General features: G+C 75.4%; 10 protein-coding genes. 6 read left to right on the forward strand and 4 right to left on the reverse strand.

All coding sequences use genetic code 11. The features are described 5' to 3' along the window. The first annotated feature begins 31 nt into the window (after window positions 1-31). The 3 genes from ACFVGY_RS27590 to ACFVGY_RS27600 are packed head-to-tail and all read left to right on the forward strand — an operon-like array spanning window position 32 to window position 3,443. Window positions 32-835, forward strand: coding sequence for a thioesterase II family protein (locus tag ACFVGY_RS27590; protein ID WP_385681840.1), 804 nt, complete (start codon window positions 32-34; stop codon window positions 833-835). Further along, window positions 832-1,749 carry a 4'-phosphopantetheinyl transferase family protein gene (locus tag ACFVGY_RS27595; RefSeq protein ID WP_385681841.1) on the forward strand — a complete coding sequence of 306 codons (918 nt, stop codon included), beginning with the start codon at window positions 832-834 and terminating at the stop codon, window positions 1,747-1,749. Before ACFVGY_RS27590 ends, ACFVGY_RS27595 begins: the two co-directional genes overlap by 4 nt. Then, a complete protein-coding gene (locus ACFVGY_RS27600) occupies window positions 1,746-3,443 on the forward strand; it encodes an ABC-F family ATP-binding cassette domain-containing protein (RefSeq protein WP_385681843.1) in 1,698 nt (565 codons plus the stop codon). The genes ACFVGY_RS27595 and ACFVGY_RS27600 overlap by 4 nt, the downstream gene beginning before the upstream one ends. A gap of 70 nt (window positions 3,444-3,513) precedes the next feature. Here the strand turns inward: ACFVGY_RS27600 and ACFVGY_RS27605 are convergent, their stop codons facing one another. From ACFVGY_RS27605 to ACFVGY_RS27620, 4 genes are all read right to left on the reverse strand, one after another. Then, window positions 3,514-4,503, reverse strand: coding sequence for a BTAD domain-containing putative transcriptional regulator (locus ACFVGY_RS27605; RefSeq protein WP_385681845.1), 990 nt, complete (start codon window positions 4,501-4,503; stop codon window positions 3,514-3,516). A gap of 50 nt (window positions 4,504-4,553) precedes the next feature. Continuing rightward, a complete protein-coding gene (solA, locus tag ACFVGY_RS27610; RefSeq protein WP_385681847.1) occupies window positions 4,554-5,759 on the reverse strand; it encodes an N-methyl-L-tryptophan oxidase in 1,206 nt (401 codons plus the stop codon). 106 nt (window positions 5,760-5,865) lie between these two features. Continuing rightward, on the reverse strand, window positions 5,866-6,972 hold the full coding sequence (locus ACFVGY_RS27615; protein ID WP_385681849.1) for an LLM class flavin-dependent oxidoreductase: 1,107 nt from the start codon (window positions 6,970-6,972) through the stop codon (window positions 5,866-5,868). 207 nt (window positions 6,973-7,179) lie between these two features. Further along, the gene (locus ACFVGY_RS27620) at window positions 7,180-7,446 is read right to left on the reverse strand and encodes a phosphopantetheine-binding protein (RefSeq protein WP_385681851.1); all 267 of its coding nucleotides are present in this window, start codon (window positions 7,444-7,446) and stop codon (window positions 7,180-7,182) included. A 210-nt stretch (window positions 7,447-7,656) separates the two neighbouring features. Between ACFVGY_RS27620 and ACFVGY_RS27625 the strand changes: the two genes are divergently transcribed. From ACFVGY_RS27625 to ACFVGY_RS27635, 3 genes are all read left to right on the forward strand, one after another. After that, on the forward strand, window positions 7,657-8,487 hold the full coding sequence (locus tag ACFVGY_RS27625; protein ID WP_385681853.1) for a response regulator transcription factor: 831 nt from the start codon (window positions 7,657-7,659) through the stop codon (window positions 8,485-8,487). Window positions 8,488-8,641: 154 nt separating this feature from the next. Continuing rightward, window positions 8,642-16,552: an amino acid adenylation domain-containing protein gene (locus ACFVGY_RS27630; protein ID WP_385681855.1), complete on the forward strand. Its 7,911-nt coding sequence runs from the start codon at window positions 8,642-8,644 to the stop codon at window positions 16,550-16,552. Continuing rightward, on the forward strand, window positions 16,549-21,073 hold a 4,525-nt coding region (locus ACFVGY_RS27635), incomplete at its 3' end, for an amino acid adenylation domain-containing protein (RefSeq protein WP_385681857.1). The genes ACFVGY_RS27630 and ACFVGY_RS27635, both read left to right, overlap by 4 nt.

The raw sequence follows: 21,073 nt of genomic DNA on the forward strand, positions 1-21,073 counted from the left end.
GACGCACACGCACCACACGAAGGAGACGCCGATGACGAGCAACACCCTGAGGTTCCGCCCGCAGGCCGGGGCGGGGTACTGCCCCCGCCCGGTTCCGGGAGCAGCCCTGCGCCTGTTCCTGTTCCACCACGCCGGAGGCTCCCACCTGCTGTACCGCGACTGGGTCGCGCACTTCCCCGCCGACTGGGAGGTCCACCTGCTGGACGCTCCCGGCCGGGGACGGCTGACCGACCTGCCGGCCTGCGCCGACGCCGAACAGCTGGTGGACTTCTTCCACGACGAGATCGTGCTGGCGATGGACCGGCCGTTCGCCTTCTTCGGACACAGCATGGGCGGCCTGGCCGCCTACGAACTGACCAACCGACTGGCCGCCGAGGGGCTGCCGCTGCCGGTCTGGCTCGGCCTGTCGGCCCGCGGCGCCCCGCGGCAGCCGGGCCCGGCCGACACCCGCCACCGCCTGCCCGACGCGGACCTCCGCCGCCACCTGGCCCGGATGGGCGGCACCCCGCCCGAGGTCCTGGAGGACCCGGAGATCTGGCAGCTGTTCGGGCCGATGATCCGCAACGACCTGCGGCTGGTGGAGACCTGGACCCCGCGGCCCCAGACCCCGCCGCTCGCCGTCCCGCTGTCGGTCTTCGGCGGCGCCGACGACGTGGTCGTCTCGCCCGAGCGGCTGGCCGCCTGGCAGCAGCACGCCGAGCGCTTCCTCGGCCTCCACCTGCTCGACGGCGACCACTTCTACTTCCGGGGCCGCTCCGCCGAGATGGTCCGACTGATCACCGATCAGATCCGGTCCGCGACCGCGGACCGCCCGGTGACGGGAGCGGTGCGATGAGCGCGCAGGGAGCCGCGGCCGGACGGCCGTCCGGCGACAGCGGCGAGGTCAGGCTCTGGGTCTGCGCCAACGACGAGCTCGGGCCGGGCACCGCCAGCGCCCTGGCCGGACACTGGCTGGACGAGCACGAACTGGCGACCGCGGACCGCTTCATCTTCGAGCGGGACCGCCGCCAGTACCTCGTGGCACACGTCCTGGTGCGGCGCCTGCTCTCGCTGGAGACCGGCGTCCCGGAGGCACTGGTCGAGCTGCGCAGGTCCGACCGGGGCCGGCCGTCCGTACGGCCGCCCGACGGGGGCTGGCCCGCCGGCGACGGCCCGCTGGACTTCAACCTCTCGCACGCCCACGGCTACAACGCGATCGCCGTCGGCCGGGGCCGCCGGGTCGGGGTCGACGTCGAGCGGCTCGACCGGGTGAACAGCCGTGCACTGGCGGGGATCGCCGAGAGCTTCACACCCGGTGAACGGGGCCGGCTGGCTCGGATACCCGCGGGCGAGGCGTACGACCGCACGGTGCTGCGCCTGTGGACGCTCAAGGAGGCCTATGCCAAGGCGCGCGGACTCGGTCTCGGACTGCCCTTCGACTCGTTCGGCTTCGTGCTCTCCGAGAACGGCGGGGTCGCCGCGTTCGAACCGCCGGCCGACGACCCGGCGGGGAGCTGGTGGCTGCTCGTACTGGAGCCCGAGCCCGGGGTGCTGGTCTCCCTCGCCGTCGAGGACGGGGCCACCCCGATGACCGCGCTCCGGCTGCACGCCGGCTTCCCGTGGCGGCCCTCCGCCCTGCGCGCGAGCCTCCACCCCGGGGACCCCGTCCCGCTGCTCGCCCCCGGGACCCTGTCCGCCGCCGCGCTCCCCGTCACCGGGGCCGCGCCGAACCGACCGCACCACACCGAACCCCTCAGGAGCGCCGCATGATCGGCACCGTACGGGCCGCAGGCACGACCGCCCACCTCGCGGCCGACTCCGTGACCAGGATCCGCGGCGACCGCACCGTCCTCAACGGGATCTCGCTGACCGTCTCGGCCGGCGAACGGCTCGGCCTCATCGGGGACAACGGCGTCGGCAAGTCCACCCTGCTGCGGGTGCTGGCCGGCCTCGACGCCCCGGACGGCGGCCGGGTCCGGTCCGGCCTCGGCGGCGGCACCCCCGGCTACCTGGCCCAGGAACCCGACCTGCCCGCCGAGTGGGACCTCGCCCGCTGCCTGGCCGAGGCCCGTCGCGAGATCGACCGGACGGCCGACCGGATGCAGGAGGTCGAGCTGCTGATGAGCGCGGCCGAGGACGCCGAGCTGGCCGCGCTCCTCGACGAGTACGCCGCGCTCCAGGAGGAGTTCGAGGCCCGCGACGGCTGGCGCTTCGAGGCCAGGGCGTTCGAGGTCTTCCAGGCGCTCGGCCTGCACCGGCTGCCGCCCGAGCGTCTGACCGGGCAGCTGTCCGGCGGTGAGCGGGCCCGGCTCGGGCTCGCGCTGCTCGTCCTCCAGGGACCGCCCGCCCTGCTGCTGGACGAGCCCACCAACCACCTCGACGACGAGGCCGTCGAGTGGCTCGCCGGCTGGCTCCGCGAGTTCCGGGGACCCTGCCTGATCGCCTCCCACGACCGCGACCTGCTGGACGGCGCCGTCACGGGGCTGGTGGACCTGGACGGACCGCGCGGGTCCGCCGTCCGCTACGGCGGGACGTACCGCGAGTACGCCGCCGCGCAGGCGGCCGCCCGGCGGCGCTGGGAGGCGGACTACGCGGTCTGGACGGAGTCGATCGCCGCCGCCCGGCTCCGGCTCGCCCGCTCCGACCGGGCCGCCGGGCACTACCGGCCGCCGCGCGACAACGCCAAGATGAACTACGACCTGCGCGGCGCCGGAGCCCAGGCGGCGGTGGCGCGCACCGCCCGCGCCGCCAAGGAGGAGATCAGGCGGCTGGAACTCCAGGCGGTGCCGAGGCCGCCCGCCCCGCTCAGCTTCACCGCGGTCGGCCTGACCGACCGGGCGGCGCGGACGGCCGCGGAGGCCGGGCCGGAGACCGGGTCGGAGGCCGGGGCGGAGGCCGGGCCGCTGATCGAGCTCCGGGACGTGAGGACGACCCAGGGCGTCCGGCTGCCGGAACTCGCCCTGGCGGGCACCGACCGGCTGGTGGTCGCGGGCCCCAACGGGGCGGGCAAGTCGACGCTGCTGCGGGTGCTCGCGGGGGAGCTGGCGCCCGCCTCCGGCACCGTCGCCACCCGTCCGGGCGTGCGGATCGGCCACCTGCCCCAGGAGAGCCACTACCCGGCCGGCCGGCTCCCGCTGCTGCGCACGTACGCGCAGGCGGTCGCCGCGACCGAGGACGAGGCGGCGGAGCAGCTGCTGGAGCTGGGCCTGTTCCGCCCGGCCGACCTCACGGTGCCCGTCGGCGCGCTGAGCGCGGGGCAGCGACGGCGGCTCGACCTGGCCAGGCTGGTGGCGATGCGACCGCACGTCCTGCTGCTGGACGAGCCCACCAACCATCTGAGCCTGACGCTGATCGAGGACCTTCAGACGGCGCTGGACGCGTTCCCCGGGCCGGTGGTGACCGTCACGCACGACCGCCGGATGCGCAGGTCGGCGGGCCGCACACTCATGCTGGAACGGGCCTGAGCGGGAGCCGTTCCCGACCGGGTGCGGGCACGCGCCGCGTCGGGGGCCCGGGCGTCGTCACCGGGCGTCGTCACCGCGCGGAGGCCGCGGTGCGGGCGGTGAGCTGGTCGAACCGGCGGGTCAGGTCCTCCTGCTCGCGGGTCAGGCTCTCCAGCCGCCTGCGCAGCCGGGCCAGTTCGTCGCCGAGGTCGAGCACGACGCCCCCGCCCAGGGGGGCGGGCGCCGCGGTGCGCGGCCCGGCGGTGCCGGGCCGCGGCGGGAGGGAGCGGACCACCGGCGCCGCCGGGCGCGTCGCGGCGGGGGCGGGCTCGCGGCCCGGGCTGAGGATCGACCGGACCCGTCGGCGCAGCGCCGCACCGGGTTCCACGCCCAGCTCCTCGGCCAGCCTCGTCCGGGCCCGCTCGTACGTGCCGAGCGCCTCCGCCTGCCGGCCGCAGCGGTGGAGGGCGACCATCAGCAGCTCGTAGAACCGCTCCCGGACCGGGTTGTCACCGGTCAGCTCCTCGAGCTCACCGGTGATCTCATGGTGCAGGCCGGCCCGCAGGCTGGCCTCGTACAGGGTTTCCAGGGCGACCAGCCGGTTCTCCTCCAACTGGGCGGCTTCGGCCAGGCAGATGTCCCCGCCGAGGCTGCCCTGCAACGCGGGACCCCGCCACAGGGCGAGTGCCTGGCGCAGCAGGTGGACGGCCTGCTCGGGATCGGTGGCGATCACGGCCCGGCCCTGGGCGCAGAGCCGGTGGAACCTCCCGGCGTCGGTCGCGTCCGGCCCGGTGTGCAGCTGGTAGCCCAGTGCGTGGGTGTCGATCCGCTCCTGACCGGTCGATCCGGCGTCCTCCAGCAGCTTCCGCAGCCGGGCGATGTGGGCCTGTAGGGCGTTGGCCGGGTTCGCCGGCGGGTGCTCGCCCCACAGCTCGTCGATCAGGCGGTGGTACGACAGCAGATGACCGGCCTTCACGACCAGGGCGCCGAGCAGGACGCGCTGCTTGGAGCCCGTGGGTACGGTCCGCAGACCGCGCCGCTCGTCGTGGATCTCTACAGGGCCGAGAATGCGGAACTGCATCTTTCCTCACCTATGCGTCCGGATGGGGTCGTGGGACGGATGCCCGGGCGTCAGCGGAGGCGGTTCGGGTCGGCGAAACCGAGCGGGACGGCCGGCGTCCTGCCGCGGACCAGGTCGGCGACGACCTCGCCGATCCCGGTCGCGTGCTTGAAGCCGTGGCTGTTGCACCCGCCCGCGACGACGATCCGCGGGTCGTGCCGCAGCGGGCCGAGGACGAACTGGCCGTCCGGGGTGCGCGCGTACAGGTTGGCGGTGGCCCGCGAGGGGGTGTCGCCGAGGCCGGGCACGGCCGACGGGAGGATGCGGGAGAGCACCGACCAGTCGGCGGGGGAGACCGAGCGGTCCATGTTCTCGGGGTCGACGAGGCGGAAGTGGCGCCCGCCGTCTTCCAGACCGAGCTTGACCTCGGTGCCGCCGGGCAGCGTGCCGTGACCCCAGATCACGTTCCCGTCGGCGAGCTCGCGCATGAAGACCGGCAACCGCTCCAGGGTGAACCGCGGATCGGGCTCGGCCGGGGTGAACCAGGTCGTGGGCATCCGGAGCACGTCGAGGGAGAGCCCGGGCACCAGCTGGGACAGCCACGGTCCCGCGGCCACCACCACCTTGGCCACGCGGAGCGTCCGCAGCGCGGTGCGCACCACGATGCCGTCGTCGCCGGGCTCGATCGCGGTGACCCGGGTGTCGGTGACCACCCGGGCCCCGGCGGCCCGGGCCGCGTCGACCGCCGCGGTGATGGTGCGCTCGGGGTAGGTCAGCCCACCGGCCGGCTCCAGCACGCCCACGTGTTCGTCCGGCAGCCCGGCGTGCGCGGGGACCCGCTCGCGCATGGCGGCCGGGTCGAGCAGCTCGACGTCCAGCCGGTGCTCGCGGGCCGCCCGCAGCGCGCCGCCGACGATCCGCCCGTCGGGCGGGCCGATCAGCATGGCCCCGGTCCGCTCCATCAGCACCTGGCCGGTCTGCTCCTCCAGCTCGGCCCACAGCTCCCGGGAGCGCTGCGCGAGCGGGACCAGGCCCGGGTGCTCCAGGCAGGCGGTGCGGAACATCCGGCTCTCGCCGTGCGAGGAACCGTGCACGTTGCCGATGCCGTAGCGGTCGATGCCGATGACGTCGACCCCGTGCCGGGCCAGCTGCCACAGGGCGCAGGCGCCCCAGGCGCCCAGTCCCACGACGGCGGCCTCGGCGTCCAAGCCGGTGTCCAAGCCGGTGTCCGGGCCGGTGTCCGGGCCGGTGTCCCGGCCAGTGGGTGTACGGGCCATGTCCCCTTCTCCTCGTGTTGGTCTCGTGCTGCGATGTGCTCCGGGCGCGGGCTCCGACGCGGCCCCGCCGGCGCGTGGTGCCGCCGGCGGGGCCGGTGGGTCCCCCTCAGCCCGCCGCCGGCACCGCGGCGGCGTCCGCCGCGGTGGCCGCGGCCCGGCCGGTGAAGGAGGGGGCGACCTCCAGGGCGAACAGCTCCATGGCGCGGGCGGCCCGCTCGAACGGCAGGTGGCCGGGGCTGAACTGGAGGCTCAGGCACACGTCCGAGCCGTACTCGGCGCCGATCGCCCGGACCTGCTCGGTGACGTCCTGCGGGGTGCCCGCGAGGACCTTGCCGTCGGCCAGCGCCCGGTCGAAGTCGTAACTGCGGGCCTTCTCCACGAACCGCTCGTAGCCGGGGTACTGGCTGCTGCGGGTGTGCGCCCAGGAGGAGACCGCCTCGGCCATCCGGGAGACGTAGTTCTGCTCCTGGGCGCGGGCGTCCGCCAGCGCCAGGTCGCGGTCCTCGGACAGGTAGCAGGTGTACTTCACCTGGATCCGCCCGCCGCCCGGGTGCCCGGCGGCGGCGCGCGCCCGCCGGTAGCCCTCGATCATCTCCTTCAGGCCCTGTCGGGTGGTGACCGACGGTACGACCTGGAGGTGGTGGCCGGCCCGGCCGGCCGCCGCGCAGGAGTCCGGGCTGCTGGCGGAGGCGACGAACACCGGCGGGTGGGGCTGCTGGTAGGGGCGGGGGTAGCCGGTGAAGGGCCCGAACCGGTGGACGGCGCCCTCGAAGACCGTGCTCTCCTCGGTCCACAGCGCGATGCAGGCCGCGATCCCGTCCTCGAACCGGGCGCGGCTCTCCTCGATCGGCACGCCGAAGGCCTCGAACTCGTCGGGCAGGAAGGCCCGTCCGAAGCCGACGTCGAGGCGGCCGTGCGAGAGGTTGTCGAGCATCGCCAGGGTGGCGGCGAGCTTGACGGGGTGGGTGAAGGCGGCGATCACGGCGCCGGTCGCGAGCCGGATGCGGCTGGTCCGCGCGGCGGCTGCGGCCAGGAACGCCACCGGATCGGGGCTGTAGCCGCCGTACGGGGAGCCGTAGTGCTCGACGATCTGTACGTGTTCGTAGCCGAGCGACTCGGCCAGTTCGACCAGTCGCAGACTCTCGGCGTAATACTCGGCGGCACTCTTCCGTTCCGGGTCCACGACCGGGAAGAAATTGACTCCGAATTCCATGACGACTCCGTCCGAAGGCCCGGTGCGGGGCACTGGGAAAAAGGGGCGAGAATGTTCGGTGAATGTGCCCGGAGAGGAGAACGGTAACCGGGCGGGCGGCCGGGGTGGGAATTTCGCGACCGCCCTCCCAGCGGGATTCCAACGGCTCTCAAGCGGGCGTGGGGCGCGGCCGTCCGCGCCGGGGGCGGGCGGGGCGGCCGAAGCCGTTCAGTGCGCTGCCGCGCGGTCGGCCGCGGACAGCACGCGCCACCAGGCGTCCACCGTCGGCACGCCGATCAGCTGGGGGAACGTGACCTCGACGCCGCTCTGCTGACAGAGGCTCACGACCTGCATGACGGCGATCGAGTGCAGGCCGTAGTCGACGAGGTCCTCGTCGTCGCCCGGCATCTCATCGGCGGTCAACCCCATGCTGTCGGCGATCACGGCGCGCAGTACTTCTTTACTCATGGTGGGGTTCTCGGATGTGGTGTTCATGGCGTGGAAACGTAGCACCAGAAATGCTGCGGCGAAATCCCCTGCATGATTCCTGGATTGCCTGCTGGGGTGGTATTGGCGAAGCGCTTGAAGCGCGCTTGAGAAATCGGTCCCGGCGGCCCGGCCGCGGCTACCTTCTCCTCTCGGGAGGACGCCGCGCACGGTGCGGCGGCCCCCGGGAAGACGGACACCGCAGAGGTTGGAGTGAGGATGGAACGGCGAGCACAGGGCTGGCCCGCGTCCAGCGGGACCGCCGCGCTGCGGGTCCTGCCCGGCGGAGCCGTGCCGGACCGGCCGCGCAGCCGCTACACCGCCCTTTCCCCGCTCGCGGACCGGGCCGTGACGCCCGTCGCCCACCGGTGGGCGCCGACCCGTCACGACGTCCGCACCGAGGAGCCCGCGCCCGACGGCGCGGACGCCGTCCGGGTCTTCCTGCTGGCGCCCGACGCGCTGGCCCGGGCCGGCCTGCGCGCCCTGCTGGACGGCCAGCCGGGGGTCGTGGTCGTGGCCGAGGGCGAACCCGGCCCCCGGGCCCTGGCGGACCTGAGGGTCAGCTGCCCCGACGTCACGGTGCTCCACGGGGTGCCGGACCCGCACGTGATCGGGCTGACCGGAAGCCAGGACCTCGGCGGGACACCGCTGCTGGCCGTCGGCGGCCCGGAGCCGGCCGAGCCCGGCCCCCATCTGAACGGCTGCCTCCCCGCCACGGTGGCGCCCGCGGACCTCGCCGCCGCGGTGCGGATGGCCGCCGTCGGCTACCACCTCACCCGCCGGCCGTCCCGGCGGACGGCCGACGACGACGGCGGCTTCCGCCGCGCCGAGGTCTGCGACGTCGACCCCGCGGAGCTGACGGCGCGGGAGACCGAGGTGCTGGACCTGATCGCCCGCGGCCTGTCCAACGCGGAGATCGCCGACGAGCTGATGCTGTCGGAACACACCGTCAAGTCCCACGTGCAGAACCTGCTCAACAAGCTCGGACTGCGCAGCCGCGTCCAGGCCGTGGTCTACGCGTACGAGACCGGGCTGCGGCGCCCCCGCTGACCGCCCACCGGTCACGGCCGGGCGCGTCAGGCGCGTCAGCCGTCCGTCAATCGCCCAGGTCAGCATGGATTCGATCTCGTCGACCCCAGGTGGTCGGCTGCGCCTGCCCCCGGCCCGTCGGGCCGCGGCGGCCGGCTCGACAGGAGGGGAAGAGATGAGTGGTGCCAAGGTCGCGTCCATGGCCCTCACCGACGCACAGCTCGGTGTCTGGTTCGCCCAGGCCAGGAACCCGCAGAGCCCGGCGTTCAACACCGGCGAGTACGTCGAGCTGACGGGCCCGCTGGACGCCGGGCGGTTCGCCGCGGCCGTGCGCGCCGCGGTCGAGGCCACCGAGGCCCTGCGCCTGCGCTTCCACACCCGCGCCGACGGCGAGGTGCGCCAGCGGGTCGTTCCCGCGGACGGACCGGCCTGGGAGCTGCGGCACGTCGACGTCAGCGGCGAACCCGACCCGGAGGCAGCCGCCGACGAGATCATCCGCCGGCAGCTGGCCGCCCCGATGGCCGTCGACGGGGACGGACCGCTGTTCGACCAGGTCCTGTTCACCCTCGGCCCCGACCGCCACCGCTGGTTCCAGCAGGTCCACCACCTGCTGCTCGACGGTTACGGGCTGCGCCTGGTGGCCCGGCGCGTCGCCGACGCCTACAACGGCGCGGGCACGCCGGCCGCGGCGGACGACCTCGCCGCGCTGGTCGAGGCCGAGAGCGCCTACCGCGCGTCGCGCGGCCACGCCCGTGACCGCGCCTACTGGCTCACCTCCTGGGCGGACCGCCCGGAGGCACCCGGCCTCGGCACCGGCACCCTCACCGGAACCGGAACCGGAACCGGCGCCCGCGGCGCTGACGCCGGCGGTGCCGCGCCGCTGCGCCGGACGGTGTTCCTGCCGGCGGCCGTCCGGGAGGGCCTGGACGCGCTCGCCCGCACCGCGGGGACCGGCTGGCAGGTGGCCGCGCTGGCCGCCGTCGCCCTCTACTCCCGGCGCCTGACCGGTGCCGGGGAGGCCGTGCTGGGGCTGCCGGTGACCAACCGGCGCTCCGGCGCGGCCCGCCGCACCCCCGCCATGCTCGCCAACGTGCCGCCGCTGCGGGTCCCCGCCCGGCCCGCCACCGACCTCACCGGCCTCGTCGCCGAGGTCCGAGACCGGGTCGCCGAGGCGCTGCGCCACCAGGGCTACCCGTACGCCGAACTCCGCCGCGAACTGGGGCTGCTGGCACAGGACCGCCGCCTGCACTCGATCGTCGCCAACATCATGCCGTTCGACCACGGCCTGGACTTCGAAGGCACCGAGGCGCAGGTCCACCCGGTGTCGACCGGCCCCGTCGAGGACATCAAGTTCTCGGTGTACGAGCGCCCCGGCGGCGCCGGCCTGCGGATCGACCTGGAGGCCGACCCCCTGCGCCACCGCGACGAGGAGGTCACCGCCCACCTCGCCCGCTTCACCGCCCTGCTGGAGTCCTTCGCCACCGCCGACCCCGCACTGCCCAGCGGCCGGCTGGACGTCCTCGCCCCCGGCGAGCACCCGCCGGTCGCCCCTGCGCCGGTCGCCCCTGCGCCGGTCGCCCCCGCGCCGGTCGCCCCTGACCGTCCCGTCACGTTGCCCGCCCTGTTCGAGGCGCAGGCCGCACGCACCCCGGACGCCGTCGCCGTGGTGGACGGCGACCGGCAGCTCACCTACCGCGAACTCGACGGCAGGGCCAACCGCCTGGCCCACCTGCTCTCCACCCACGGCGCAGGCCCCGAGCGGACCGTCGCCCTCGCCCTGCCCCGCTCGGCCGACCTGGTCGTCGCCCTGCTCGCGGTGGTCAAGACCGGCGCCGCCTACCTGCCGCTGGACCCGGACTACCCCGCCGAGCGGCTCGCGTACATGCTGGCCGACGCCGGCCCGTCCGTGATCGTCGCGACGTCCGCCGCCCCGGTCACCGCGCCCGACGGTACGGCCCTGGTCCTCCTCGACGACGAGCCGCAGGCCGGCCTGCCGGACACCCACCCGCGGGCGGAGGTCGACCCCGCCCACCCCGCGTACGTCATCTACACCTCCGGCTCCACCGGCCGCCCCAAGGGCGTGGTGGTCACCCACCACAACGTGGTGCGCCTGTTCACCACCGCCCGGTCGCACTTCGGCTTCGGCCCCGCGGACGTGTGGACGCTGTTCCACTCCTACGCCTTCGACTTCTCGGTGTGGGAGATCTGGGGGCCGCTCCTGCACGGCGGCCGCCTGGTCGTCGTCCCGTACTCCGTCAGCCGTTCCCCCGGGGCCTTCCTCGACCTGCTGGCCGAGCAGCGGGTCACCGTGCTCAACCAGACGCCGTCCGCCTTCTACCAACTGGTCGAGGCCGACCGGGAGCGGCCGCGGCCCACCCCCCTGCCGGCCCTGCGGCACGTCGTCTTCGGCGGCGAAGCCCTGGACGCCTCCCGGCTGGCCGGCTGGTACGAGCGCCACGGCCACGGCGCGGTGCTCTCCAACATGTACGGGATCACCGAGACCACCGTGCACGTCACCCACACCGCCCTCCACGGACCGGACGGCGCCCCGGGCGCCGTCGGCGCGCCGCTCGCGGACCTCCGCGCCCACGTGCTCGACGGCGCGCTGCGCCCGGTGCCGCCGGGCGTCACCGGCGAGCTGTACGTCGCGGGCCCCGGCCTCGCCCGCGGCTACCTCGGCCGCCCCGGCCTCACCGCCGAGCGGTTCGTCGCCGACCCCTTCGCACCGGCGGGCGATGCCGGAGCGCGCATGTACCGCACCGGCGACCTGGTCCGCCGCCGGGCCGACGGCACCCTGGAGTACGTCGGCCGCGGCGACCACCAGGTGAAGATCCGCGGGTTCCGGATCGAGCTCGGCGAGATCGAGGCGGCGCTCGCCGCACTGCCCTCGGTGGCCCACGCCGCGGTGACCGTCCGCGAGGACACCCCGGGCGACCGGCGGCTGGCCGCGTACGCCGTCCCGGCCGACGGCGTCCCGGCCGACCCGGCCGCCTGGCGCCGCGAGCTCGCCGCCGTGCTGCCCGCCCACCAGCTGCCGGCGTCGTTCACCGCGCTCGACGCGATCCCGCTCACCGTCAACGGCAAGCTCGACCGGGCCGCCCTGCCCGCCCCGGCCGCCCCCGCGGCGCAGGGCGCGCCGGGAGCCGCCGCCGGTCCGCTGGAAGGACTGCTGTGCGGCCTGTTCGCCCGCGTCCTGGGCGTGCCCGAGGTCGGACCGCGGGGCGACTTCTTCGTCCTCGGCGGGCACTCCCTGCTCGCCAACCGGCTGCTGTCGGCGGCCCGCTCCGAACTCGGCGTGGAACTGACCATCCAGGACCTCTTCGACCGGCCGACCCCCGCCGGTCTCGCCAGGCTGGCCCGCGGCGCCGACACCACCCGGCCGCGGCTGCGGCCCGCCGGCGACCCGCAGGGACCGGCCGTCCTGTCGCCCGCCCAGCAGCGGATGTGGGTGATACGCGAGGTCGAGGGCCGCGCCCCGACGTACAACATGCCGTTGGCGCTGCGGCTCACCGGCACGCTGGACCGCGCCGCGCTGCACGCCGCCCTCGGCGACCTGCTCGGCCGCCACGACACCCTGCGCACGGTCTGCCCCGCCGGACCGGACGGGCCGCTGCCCCGGGTGCTGCCGCTCGATGACCTCCCGCCGTGGCTCTCCGAGACCGAGGTGACCGAGCCGGAGCTGGCGCAGGCCCTCACCGCGGCCGCCCGCGAACCGTTCGACCTCGACACGCAGATCCCGCTGCGCGCCCACCTGTTCGGCCTGGCCCCCGACGAGCACGTCCTGCTGCTGGTCCTGCACCACATCGCCGGGGACGGCTGGTCGCTGCGCCCGCTGTTCGGCGACCTCGCCGCCGCGTACGCGGCCCGCTCCACGGGCACCGCACCCCGCCGGGAGCCGCTGCCCGTCACCTACCGGGACTTCGCGCACTGGCAGCGCGAACTGCTCGGCGACGAGGCCGACCCGGCCTCCCTGAGCGCCCGTCAGCTCGACCACTGGAGCGGTGCGCTGGCCGGCCTGCCCGACCAGCTCCAGCTGCCCTACGACCACCCCCGCCCGCCGGTCGCCCGGCACCGCGGCGGCTCGGTGCCGCTGGCCGTCGACCCGGCACTGCACGCGGAGCTGGACCGGCTCGCCCGCACCCGCGGCGCCACCGTCCACATGGTCCTCCAGGCCGCCCTGGCCGCGCTGCTCACCCGGCTCGGCGCCGGCACGGACATCCCGATCGGCTGCCCGACCGCCGGCCGGGACGAGGAGGCCCTCGACGGGCTCGTCGGGTTCTTCGTCAACCCCGTCGTGGTCCGCGCCGACACCTCCGGCGACCCCGCCTTCGCCGACCTGCTCGCCCGGGTACGGACCACCGCGCTGGCCGCCTACAGCCACCAGGACGTGCCCTTCGACCGGGTGGTGGAACGCCTCCAACCGGCCCGCTCGGCCGCCCGGCACCCGCTGTTCCAGGTGGTCCTCTCGTACCAGGAGTCCGAGGCCAGGCCCCGGCTGGCCGGACTCGCGGTGCGCCGGGAACCGGTCGAGTTCGGCGTGGCCAAGTTCGACCTGACCTTCAACCTGGTCGAGCACCGCGCCGACGCGGGCGCCCCCGGCGGCATCGACGGCGACCTCGAATTCGACCTCGACCTCTTCGACCCCGCCACCGCGGAGGCCGTCGCCCGCCGGCTGCTGGCCCTGCTGCGGGCCGTCGCCGCCGGCCCCGAGCTGCCGATCAGCCGGTTCGACCTGGTCGACGACGCCGAGCGGGCCCTGCTGCGCCGCTGGAACGACACCGCCGCCCCGGTGCCGGACACCGGCCTCGCCGAGCTGTTCGCGGCCCAGGTGCGCCGCAGCCCCGACGCGACGGCCGTGGTGGCCGGCGGCACCGAGCTGACCTACGCCCAGCTGGACGCCCGGGCCGGGGCCCTGGCAGCCCGGCTGACCGCCCTCGGCGTCGGCCCCGAGAGCCCGGTCGCCGTGCTCCAGGAACGCTCCGCGGACCTGGTGGTGTCCCTGCTGGCCGTGCTCCGGGCCGGCGGCTTCTACGTCCCCCTCAACCACCGCAACCCGGCCTCCCGGATGAGCCAGATCATGACCATGGCCGGGGCCCGCGTCCTGCTGACCGACCAGATCGCGCACACGCGGCACCGCTGCCACGAGTGGGCCGGCCAGGCCGAGGTGCTCGTGGTGGACGCCCCCGCCCCCGCGCCCGCGCCGGCGCCCGCCCCCGCCGCGGTGGTCCCGAGCCACCCCGACCGGCTGGCGTACGTCATGTACACCTCCGGCTCGACCGGTACGCCCAAGGGCGTCGCCATCACCCACCGCGACGTCGCCGTACTGGCCGCCGACCGCTGCTGGCGCACCGGCAACCAGCAGCGGGTGCTGCTGCACTCCCCGTACTCCTTCGACACCTCCCAGTACGAGCTGTGGGTGCCGCTGCTCTCCGGCGGAACCGTCGTGGTCGCCCCGCCCGGTGACCTCGACACCGCCGCCCTGCGCGAGGCCGTCACCGGCGGCCGGGTGACCGGCATGTGGCTCACCTCCGGACTGTTCAACCTGCTCGCCGAGGAGAGCCCCGAGTGCTTCCGCGGCGTGCGCGAGGTGTGGACCGGAGGCGACGTGGTGTCGCCCGCGGCCGTCACCCGGGTCCTGGCCGCCTCCCCGGACACCCTCGTCGTCGACGGCTACGGCCCGACCGAGACCACGACCTTCGCCACCCACCACTTCATGCGCGCACCGTGGACCGAGGAGACCACCGTCCCGATCGGCAGCCCGCTGGACAACACCACCTGCCACGTCCTCGACGAGCGGCTGCGGCTCGTGCCGCCGGGCGTCGTCGGCGAGCTCTACATCGGCGGCGCCCGCCTCGCCCGCGGCTACCTCGGCCGCCCCGACGCCACCGCCGAACGGTTCGTCGCCGACCCGTTCGGCGCGCCCGGCGCCCGCATGTACCGCACCGGCGACCTGGTGCGCCGCCGCGCCGACGGCATCCTGGAGTTCCTCGGCCGTGCCGACCACCAGGTCAAGGTCCGCGGCTTCCGCATCGAACTCGGCGAGATCGAGTCCGTCCTCGGCCGCCACCCCGCCGTCGCGCAGGGCGCCGTACTCGTGCGCGAGGACCGCCCCGGCGACAAGCGGGTCACCGCCTACGTGGTGCCGGCCGCCGGCGCCGCGGCCGACGCCGGCGAACTGCGCCGGCACGTCGCGGCGTCCCTGCCCGACTACATGGTCCCGGCCGCCGTCGTCCTGCTGGACCGGCTGCCCCTGACCCCCAACGGCAAGCTCGACCGCCGGCAGCTGCCCGTCCCCGAGTTCGCGCCCGCCGGCGACCACCGGGCTCCGGCCACCCCCCGCGAGGAACTGCTGGCCGGCCTGTTCGCCGGGGTGCTCGGCCTGGCAGAGGTCGGCACCCACGACAGCTTCTTCGACCTCGGCGGCGACAGCATCATGGCGATCCAGCTGGTCGGCCGGGCCCGCCGGTCGGGCCTGCTGCTCTCGCCCGCGCAGGTCTTCGAGCACAAGACCGTCGCCGCGCTGGCCGCCGTCGCCACCGCCACGGCCGACGGCGAGCCCGCCCCCGGCGGTGCGCCCGCGGACGACCAGGCGTGGGGCGACGTACCCCTCACCCCGGTCATGCACTGGCTGCGCGAACGCGGCGGCCCGGTGGAGGCGTTCAGCCAGTCCCTGCTCGTCCGGGTCCCCGCCGGGCTCGGCGAGCAGCGCCTCGCCGCGGCCCTGCGCGCCCTCGCCGACCAGCACGACGTGCTGCGCGCCGCCCTGTCCACCGACGCCGACAGCGGCTGGCGGATGCGCATCGACCCGCCCGGCGGCGGCACCGCCGGCGACTGGGTCCGCAGGATCGACACCGCAGGCCGCACCGACGACGCACTGCGCGCCCTGATCGCCACCGAGGCGGCCGCCGCCCGCGGTCGGCTCGACCCCTGGTCGGGCGTGATGGGACAGGCCGTCTGGTTCGACGCCGGCCCGGACCGGCCCGGACGCCTGCTGCTCACCCTCCACCACCTGGTCGTCGACGGCGTGTCCTGGCGCATCCTGCTGCCCGACCTGCAGACCGCCTGGCAGGCCGAGACCGGGGACGACACCGCCCCGCGTCCGGCCCCCGCGGGAACCTCCTTCCGCAGCTGGGCCCGGCACCTGGCCGCCGAGGCCGTCCGCCCCGCCCGCACCGCCGAACTCGAACGGTGGACCAGCCGCCTGGCGGCGCCCACCCTCCCGGTCACCGGCCGGCCGCTCGACCCCGCCCGGGACACCGCGGCCACCGCGCGCAGCCTCACCCTCACCCTCCCGGCGGCCGCCACCGAACCCCTGCTCACCACCGTGCCCGCGACGTTCCACGCCAAGGTCGACGACGTCCTGCTCACCGCCTTCGCGCTGGCCGTCGCCGACTGGCGGGCCCGCCGGGGGCTCGGCGACGCCCCAGCCGTCCTGCTCGACCTGGAGGGCCACGGCCGCGAACCGGGCGACAGCGGCGCCGACCTGTCCCGCACCGTCGGCTGGTTCACCAGCCTCTACCCGGTACGCCTCGACCTCGGCCCGCTCGACCGCCGGGACGCGCTGTCCGGCGGACCGGCGGCCGGACAGGCCGTCAAACGGGTCAAGGAGCAGTTGCGGGCACTGCCCGACGGCGGACTCGGCCACGGCCTGCTGCGCCACCTCAACGCCGACACCGCGCCGCACCTCGCCGCGCTGCCTGCGCCCGACCTCGGCTTCAACTACCTGGGCCGCTTCCAGGAGCCGAACGGGCCGGCCGCCGAGTGGACCGTCACCCCCGACGCCGAATCGCTCGGCGAGGGCACCGACCCCGGGCTGCCCATGGCCCACGGCGTCGAGGTGAACGCCCTCACCCTGGACGGCCCCGCCGGCCCCCGCCTCACGGCCACCTGGAGCTGGCCGCGGCACCTGCTCGACGAGGACGCCGTACGCGACCTCGGGCAGAGCTGGTTCCGCGCCCTGGAAGCCCTGACCGCCCACGCCGAGCGCCCGGACGCCGGCGGGCACACCCCGTCCGACCTCTCCCTGGTCTCCCTGAACCAGGCCCAGATCGACCGACTCGAAGCCATGTGGAAGGTGTCCCGATGATGCAGAACGGCCTGGCCGACGTCCTGCCGCTGTCGCCGCTTCAGGAGGGGCTCCTGTTCCAGGTCCAGTACGACCGGGACGGGGTGGACGTCTACAACGTCCAGATGGTCCTCGAACTGCGCGGCCCGCTCGACACCGACGGCCTGCGGGCCGCCGTCCAGGGCCTGCTGCGCCGCCACCCCAACCTGCGGGCCGGCTTCTGGCAGCAGGACGTGGACCAGCCGGTCCAGTTCGTGCCGCACCACGTCGAACCGGCCTGGCAGGAGCTCGACCTCACCGCCCTCGACCCGGCGGCCCGCGAGGACGCCCTCACCCGCTTCGTCGCCGAGGACCGGACCCACCGCTTCGACCCCGCCAGGCCGCCCCTGCTGCGCCTGGGCCTGGTCGCGTTCGGCCCCGAACACCACACCCTCGTACTGACCACCCATCACCTGCTGATGGACGGCTGGTCGATGCCGCTGATGGTGCGCGAGCTGTTCGAGCTGTACGAGCGCGGCGGCGACGACCGCGGCATGCCCGCCGCACCGCCCTACCGCAGCTACCTCGCCTGGCTGGCCGGCCGCGACCAGGACACCGCCCGCGAGGCGTGGCGCGGCTACCTGGCGGGCCTGGAAGCGCCGACCCTGGTCGGCAGCTCCGGCCGCGGCGGCGGCACCGGCGGCGAGCTGCCGGGCCAGCTCTGGTACGAGCTGGACGCCCCCGCGTCGGCCGCGCTGGCCGCCGCCGCCCGCTCCCGCGGCCTGACCCTGAACACCGTGGTGCAGGGCGCCTGGGCGGTGCTCGTCGGCCACCTGCTGGGCCGCGACGACGTGGTCCTCGGCGCGACCATGGCCAACCGCCCGCCGGAGATCCCCGGCATCGAGTCCACCATCGGCATGTTCATCAACACCCTGCCGGTCCGCGTGGCCATGCGCCCCGAGGAGCCGTTCGCCGAACTGCTCGCCCGGGTCCAGCGGGAGCAGGCCGCGCTCATCGACCACCGGCACACCTCGCTCGCCGAAATCCAGCGGACCGTCGGCCACGGCGAGCTCTTCGACTCCGCGGTCGTGTTCGAGAACTATCCGCTCGACCCGGCCGTCCTGCGGGCCGAGAGCCGCGGGCTGCGGCTGGCCGACTTCCAGGTCGGGGACGCCACCCACTTCGCGCTGACCCTGCTCGCCATCCCGGGCGAGCGGATCCGCTTCCGCCTCGACCACCGCGCCGACGTACTGGACGCCGTCGGCGCCCGCACCCTGCTGGAACGGCTGGAGCGACTGCTCACCGGCTTCGCGGCCGACCCGGACCGCCCGGTGGGCAGGCTCGACCTGCTCTCCGCGGCCGAGCACCACCAGGTCGTCGAGGACTGGAACGCGACCGCCCGCGCCGTGTCCGACCGCACCCTGCCCGAGCTGTTCGAGGAGCAGGCCGCCCGGACCCCCGGGGCCACCGCCCTCGCCTTCGAGGGCCGCACCGTCGCCTACTGCGAGCTGAACGCCCGCGCCAACCGGCTGGCCCGCCGGCTCGTGGCCCGCGGCGCCGGACCGGAACAGGTCGTCGCGCTGCACCTGCCCCGCTCCGTCGACCTGTACGTCGCCGTGCTGGCCGTGCTCAAGACCGGCGCCGCCTACCTGCCGATCGACCCCGAGTACCCGGCCGACCGGATCGCCGCCATGCTGGAGGACGCCCGCCCGGCGCTGGTGCTGACCGAGGACGACCTCACCGAGGACCCCGCGGGCCTCCCCGACGGCGACCCGGCGGAGAACGACCTGACCGACGCCGAGCGGACGGCGCCGCTGACCCCGGCCCACCCGGTGTACGTCATCTACACCTCCGGCTCCACCGGCCGCCCCAAGGCCGTCGTCATGCCGGGCGCCGCGGTGGCCAACCTGCTCGCCTGGCACCGCCGGGAGATCCCCGGCGGCGACGGAACCACCGTCGCGCAGTTCGCCTCGCTCAGCTTCGACGTGGCCGCACAGGAGATCCTCTCCGCCCTGCTGTACGGCGCGACCCTCGCCGTCCCGACCGACGCGGTGCGCCGCGACGCCGCCGCGCTCGCCGCCTGGCTGGAGGAGTACCGGGTCACCGAGCTGTACGCACCCGACCTCGTGATCGAGGCGCTGGCCGAGGCCGCCGCCGAACACGGCCGCACCCTGCCCGACCTGCGGCACCTCGCCCAGGCCGGAGAGGCGCTCACCGCCGGACCGCGGGTCCGCGACTTCTGCGCGGCCGTGCCCGGGCGGCGCCTGCACAACCACTACGGCCCGGCCGAGACCCATGTGATGACCGGCGTCGAACTGCCGGCTGATCCGGGGGAGTGGCCGGAGCCGGTGCCGATCGGTGGTCCGGTGGACAATGCGCGGTTGTACGTGCTGGACGGGTTCCTGCGTCCGGTGCCGCCGGGTGTGGTGGGCGAGCTGTACCTGGCGGGTGCGGGTGTCGCGCGCGGTTATCTGAACCGGCCGGGGTTGACGGCGGAGCGGTTCGTGGCCGACCCGTTCGGTGCGGCGGGTACGCGGATGTACCGCACGGGTGACCTGGCGCGGTGGAACGCGTCGGGTGTGCTGGAGTTCGCGGGGCGTGCGGACCACCAGGTGAAGATCCGGGGTTTCCGGATCGAGCCGGGTGAGGTGGAGAGCGTGCTGGCGGCGCAGCCGGGGGTGGCCCGGGCGGCGGTGCTGGCGCGGGAGGACCGGCCGGGGGAGCGGCGGCTGGTGGCGTATCTGGTGGCGGTGCCGGGTGTGGTGCCGGATCCGGGTGCGCTGCGTGAGGCGTTGGGCCGGGTGTTGCCGGCGTTTATGGTGCCGTCGTCGTTCGTGGTGTTGGACGCGTTGCCGTTGACGCCGAACGGGAAGTTGGACCGGGCGGCGCTGCCGGCGCCGGGCCGGGTGGCGGAGGGTGCGGGTGTGCCGCGCACGCCGCAGCAGGAGATCCTGGCCTCGTTGTTCGCCGAGGTGCTGGGGCTGGCGAAGGTCGGCATCCACGAGGACTTCTTCGACCTGGGCGGGCACTCGCTGCTCGCGACGCGGTTGACCAGCCGGATCCGGACCGTCCTCGGTGCCGAGATCGCGGTCCGCGACCTGTTCGAGGCACCCACCGTCGCCGCCCTCGCCGACGCCCTGGACGAGGCCCGCGAGGTCCGTCCCGCCCTGCGCGCCGCCGAGCGCCCCGAGCACGTCCCGCTCTCCTCCGCCCAGCGGCGGCTGTGGTTCCTCAACCGCCTGGAGGGACCCAACTCCACCTACAACATCCCGATCGCCCTGCGCCTGCGCGGAGAACTGGACCGGCAGGCGCTGCGGCTGGCCCTCACCGACCTGGCGCACCGCCACGAGAGCCTGCGCACCGTCTACCCGAGCCTGGACGGCCGGCCGTACCAGCACGTCCTCGCACCCCAGCAGGCCGAACCGGAGCTCGCCGTCGTGCCCGCCGACGAGGCCGCCCTCGCCGGCCTGCTGGCCGAGGCCGCCCGCCACGAGTTCGACGTCACCGGTGAACCGCCGCTGCGTGCCACCCTGTTCGCCCTCGCACCGGACGAGCACGTCCTGCTGCTGGTGCTGCACCACATCGCCGGCGACGGCTGGTCCCTCGCCCCGCTCACCCGCGACCTGACCCGCGCCTACGCCGCGCGCCGGGACGGCGGCGCCCCCGACTGGGAGCCGCTGCCGGTCCAGTACGCCGACTACGCCCTCTGGCAGCAGGAGGTGCTCGGCTCGCCGGACGACCCCGACAGCCTCGGCGCCCGGCAGCTCGCCCACTGGGCCCAGGCGCTGGCCGGTGCCCCCGAGCAGCTGGAACTGCCCACCGACCACGCCCGCCCGGCGACCGCCGGCCACCGCGGCCGCACCGTGCCGTTCCACCTCGGGCCGGAGCTGCACGAGCGGCTCACCGCCCTCGCCAGGTCCTGCGACGCCAGCATGTTCATGGTGCTGCACGCCGCGTTCGCCACCCTGCTCACCAAGCACGGCGCGGGCACCGACATCCCGATCGGCAGCCCGATCGCCGGCCGCACCGACGAGGCCCTGGACGACCTCGTTGGGTTCTTCGTCAACACCCTGGTGCTGCGCACCGACACCTCCGGCGACCCGACCTTCCGCGAACTCGTGGCCCGGGTCCGCGCCACCGACCTGGCCGCCTACGCACACCAGGACCTGCCCTTCGAGAAGCTCGTCGAGACCGTCAACCCGCAGCGCTCGCTCGCCCGCAATCCGCTGTTCCAGGTGCTGCTGGCCTTCCAGAGCATGCCGTCGGCGCAACCCGCGCTGCCCGGTCTCGACGTCGTCCACGAGCCGGTCCGGGTCGGCTTCGCCAAGTTCGACCTCGCGCTGGCGGTGGCCGAGGAACGGCACGACGACGGCCGCCGGTCCCTGCGCGGCGACTGGGAGTTCAGCACCGACCTGTTCGAGCAGGCCACCGTGGAGGCCCTCGGGGCCAGGCTGGCCGCCCTGCTGGAGTCCGTCGCCGCCGACCCCGACCAGCCGATCGGCCGGGTGGGGGTGCACGACCCCGCCGAAAGCCACCGGGTGGTCCACACCAGGAACGCCACCA

This window comes from Streptomyces sp. NPDC127106, from assembly GCF_042677605.1.
Taxonomy (GTDB): domain Bacteria; phylum Actinomycetota; class Actinomycetes; order Streptomycetales; family Streptomycetaceae; genus Streptomyces.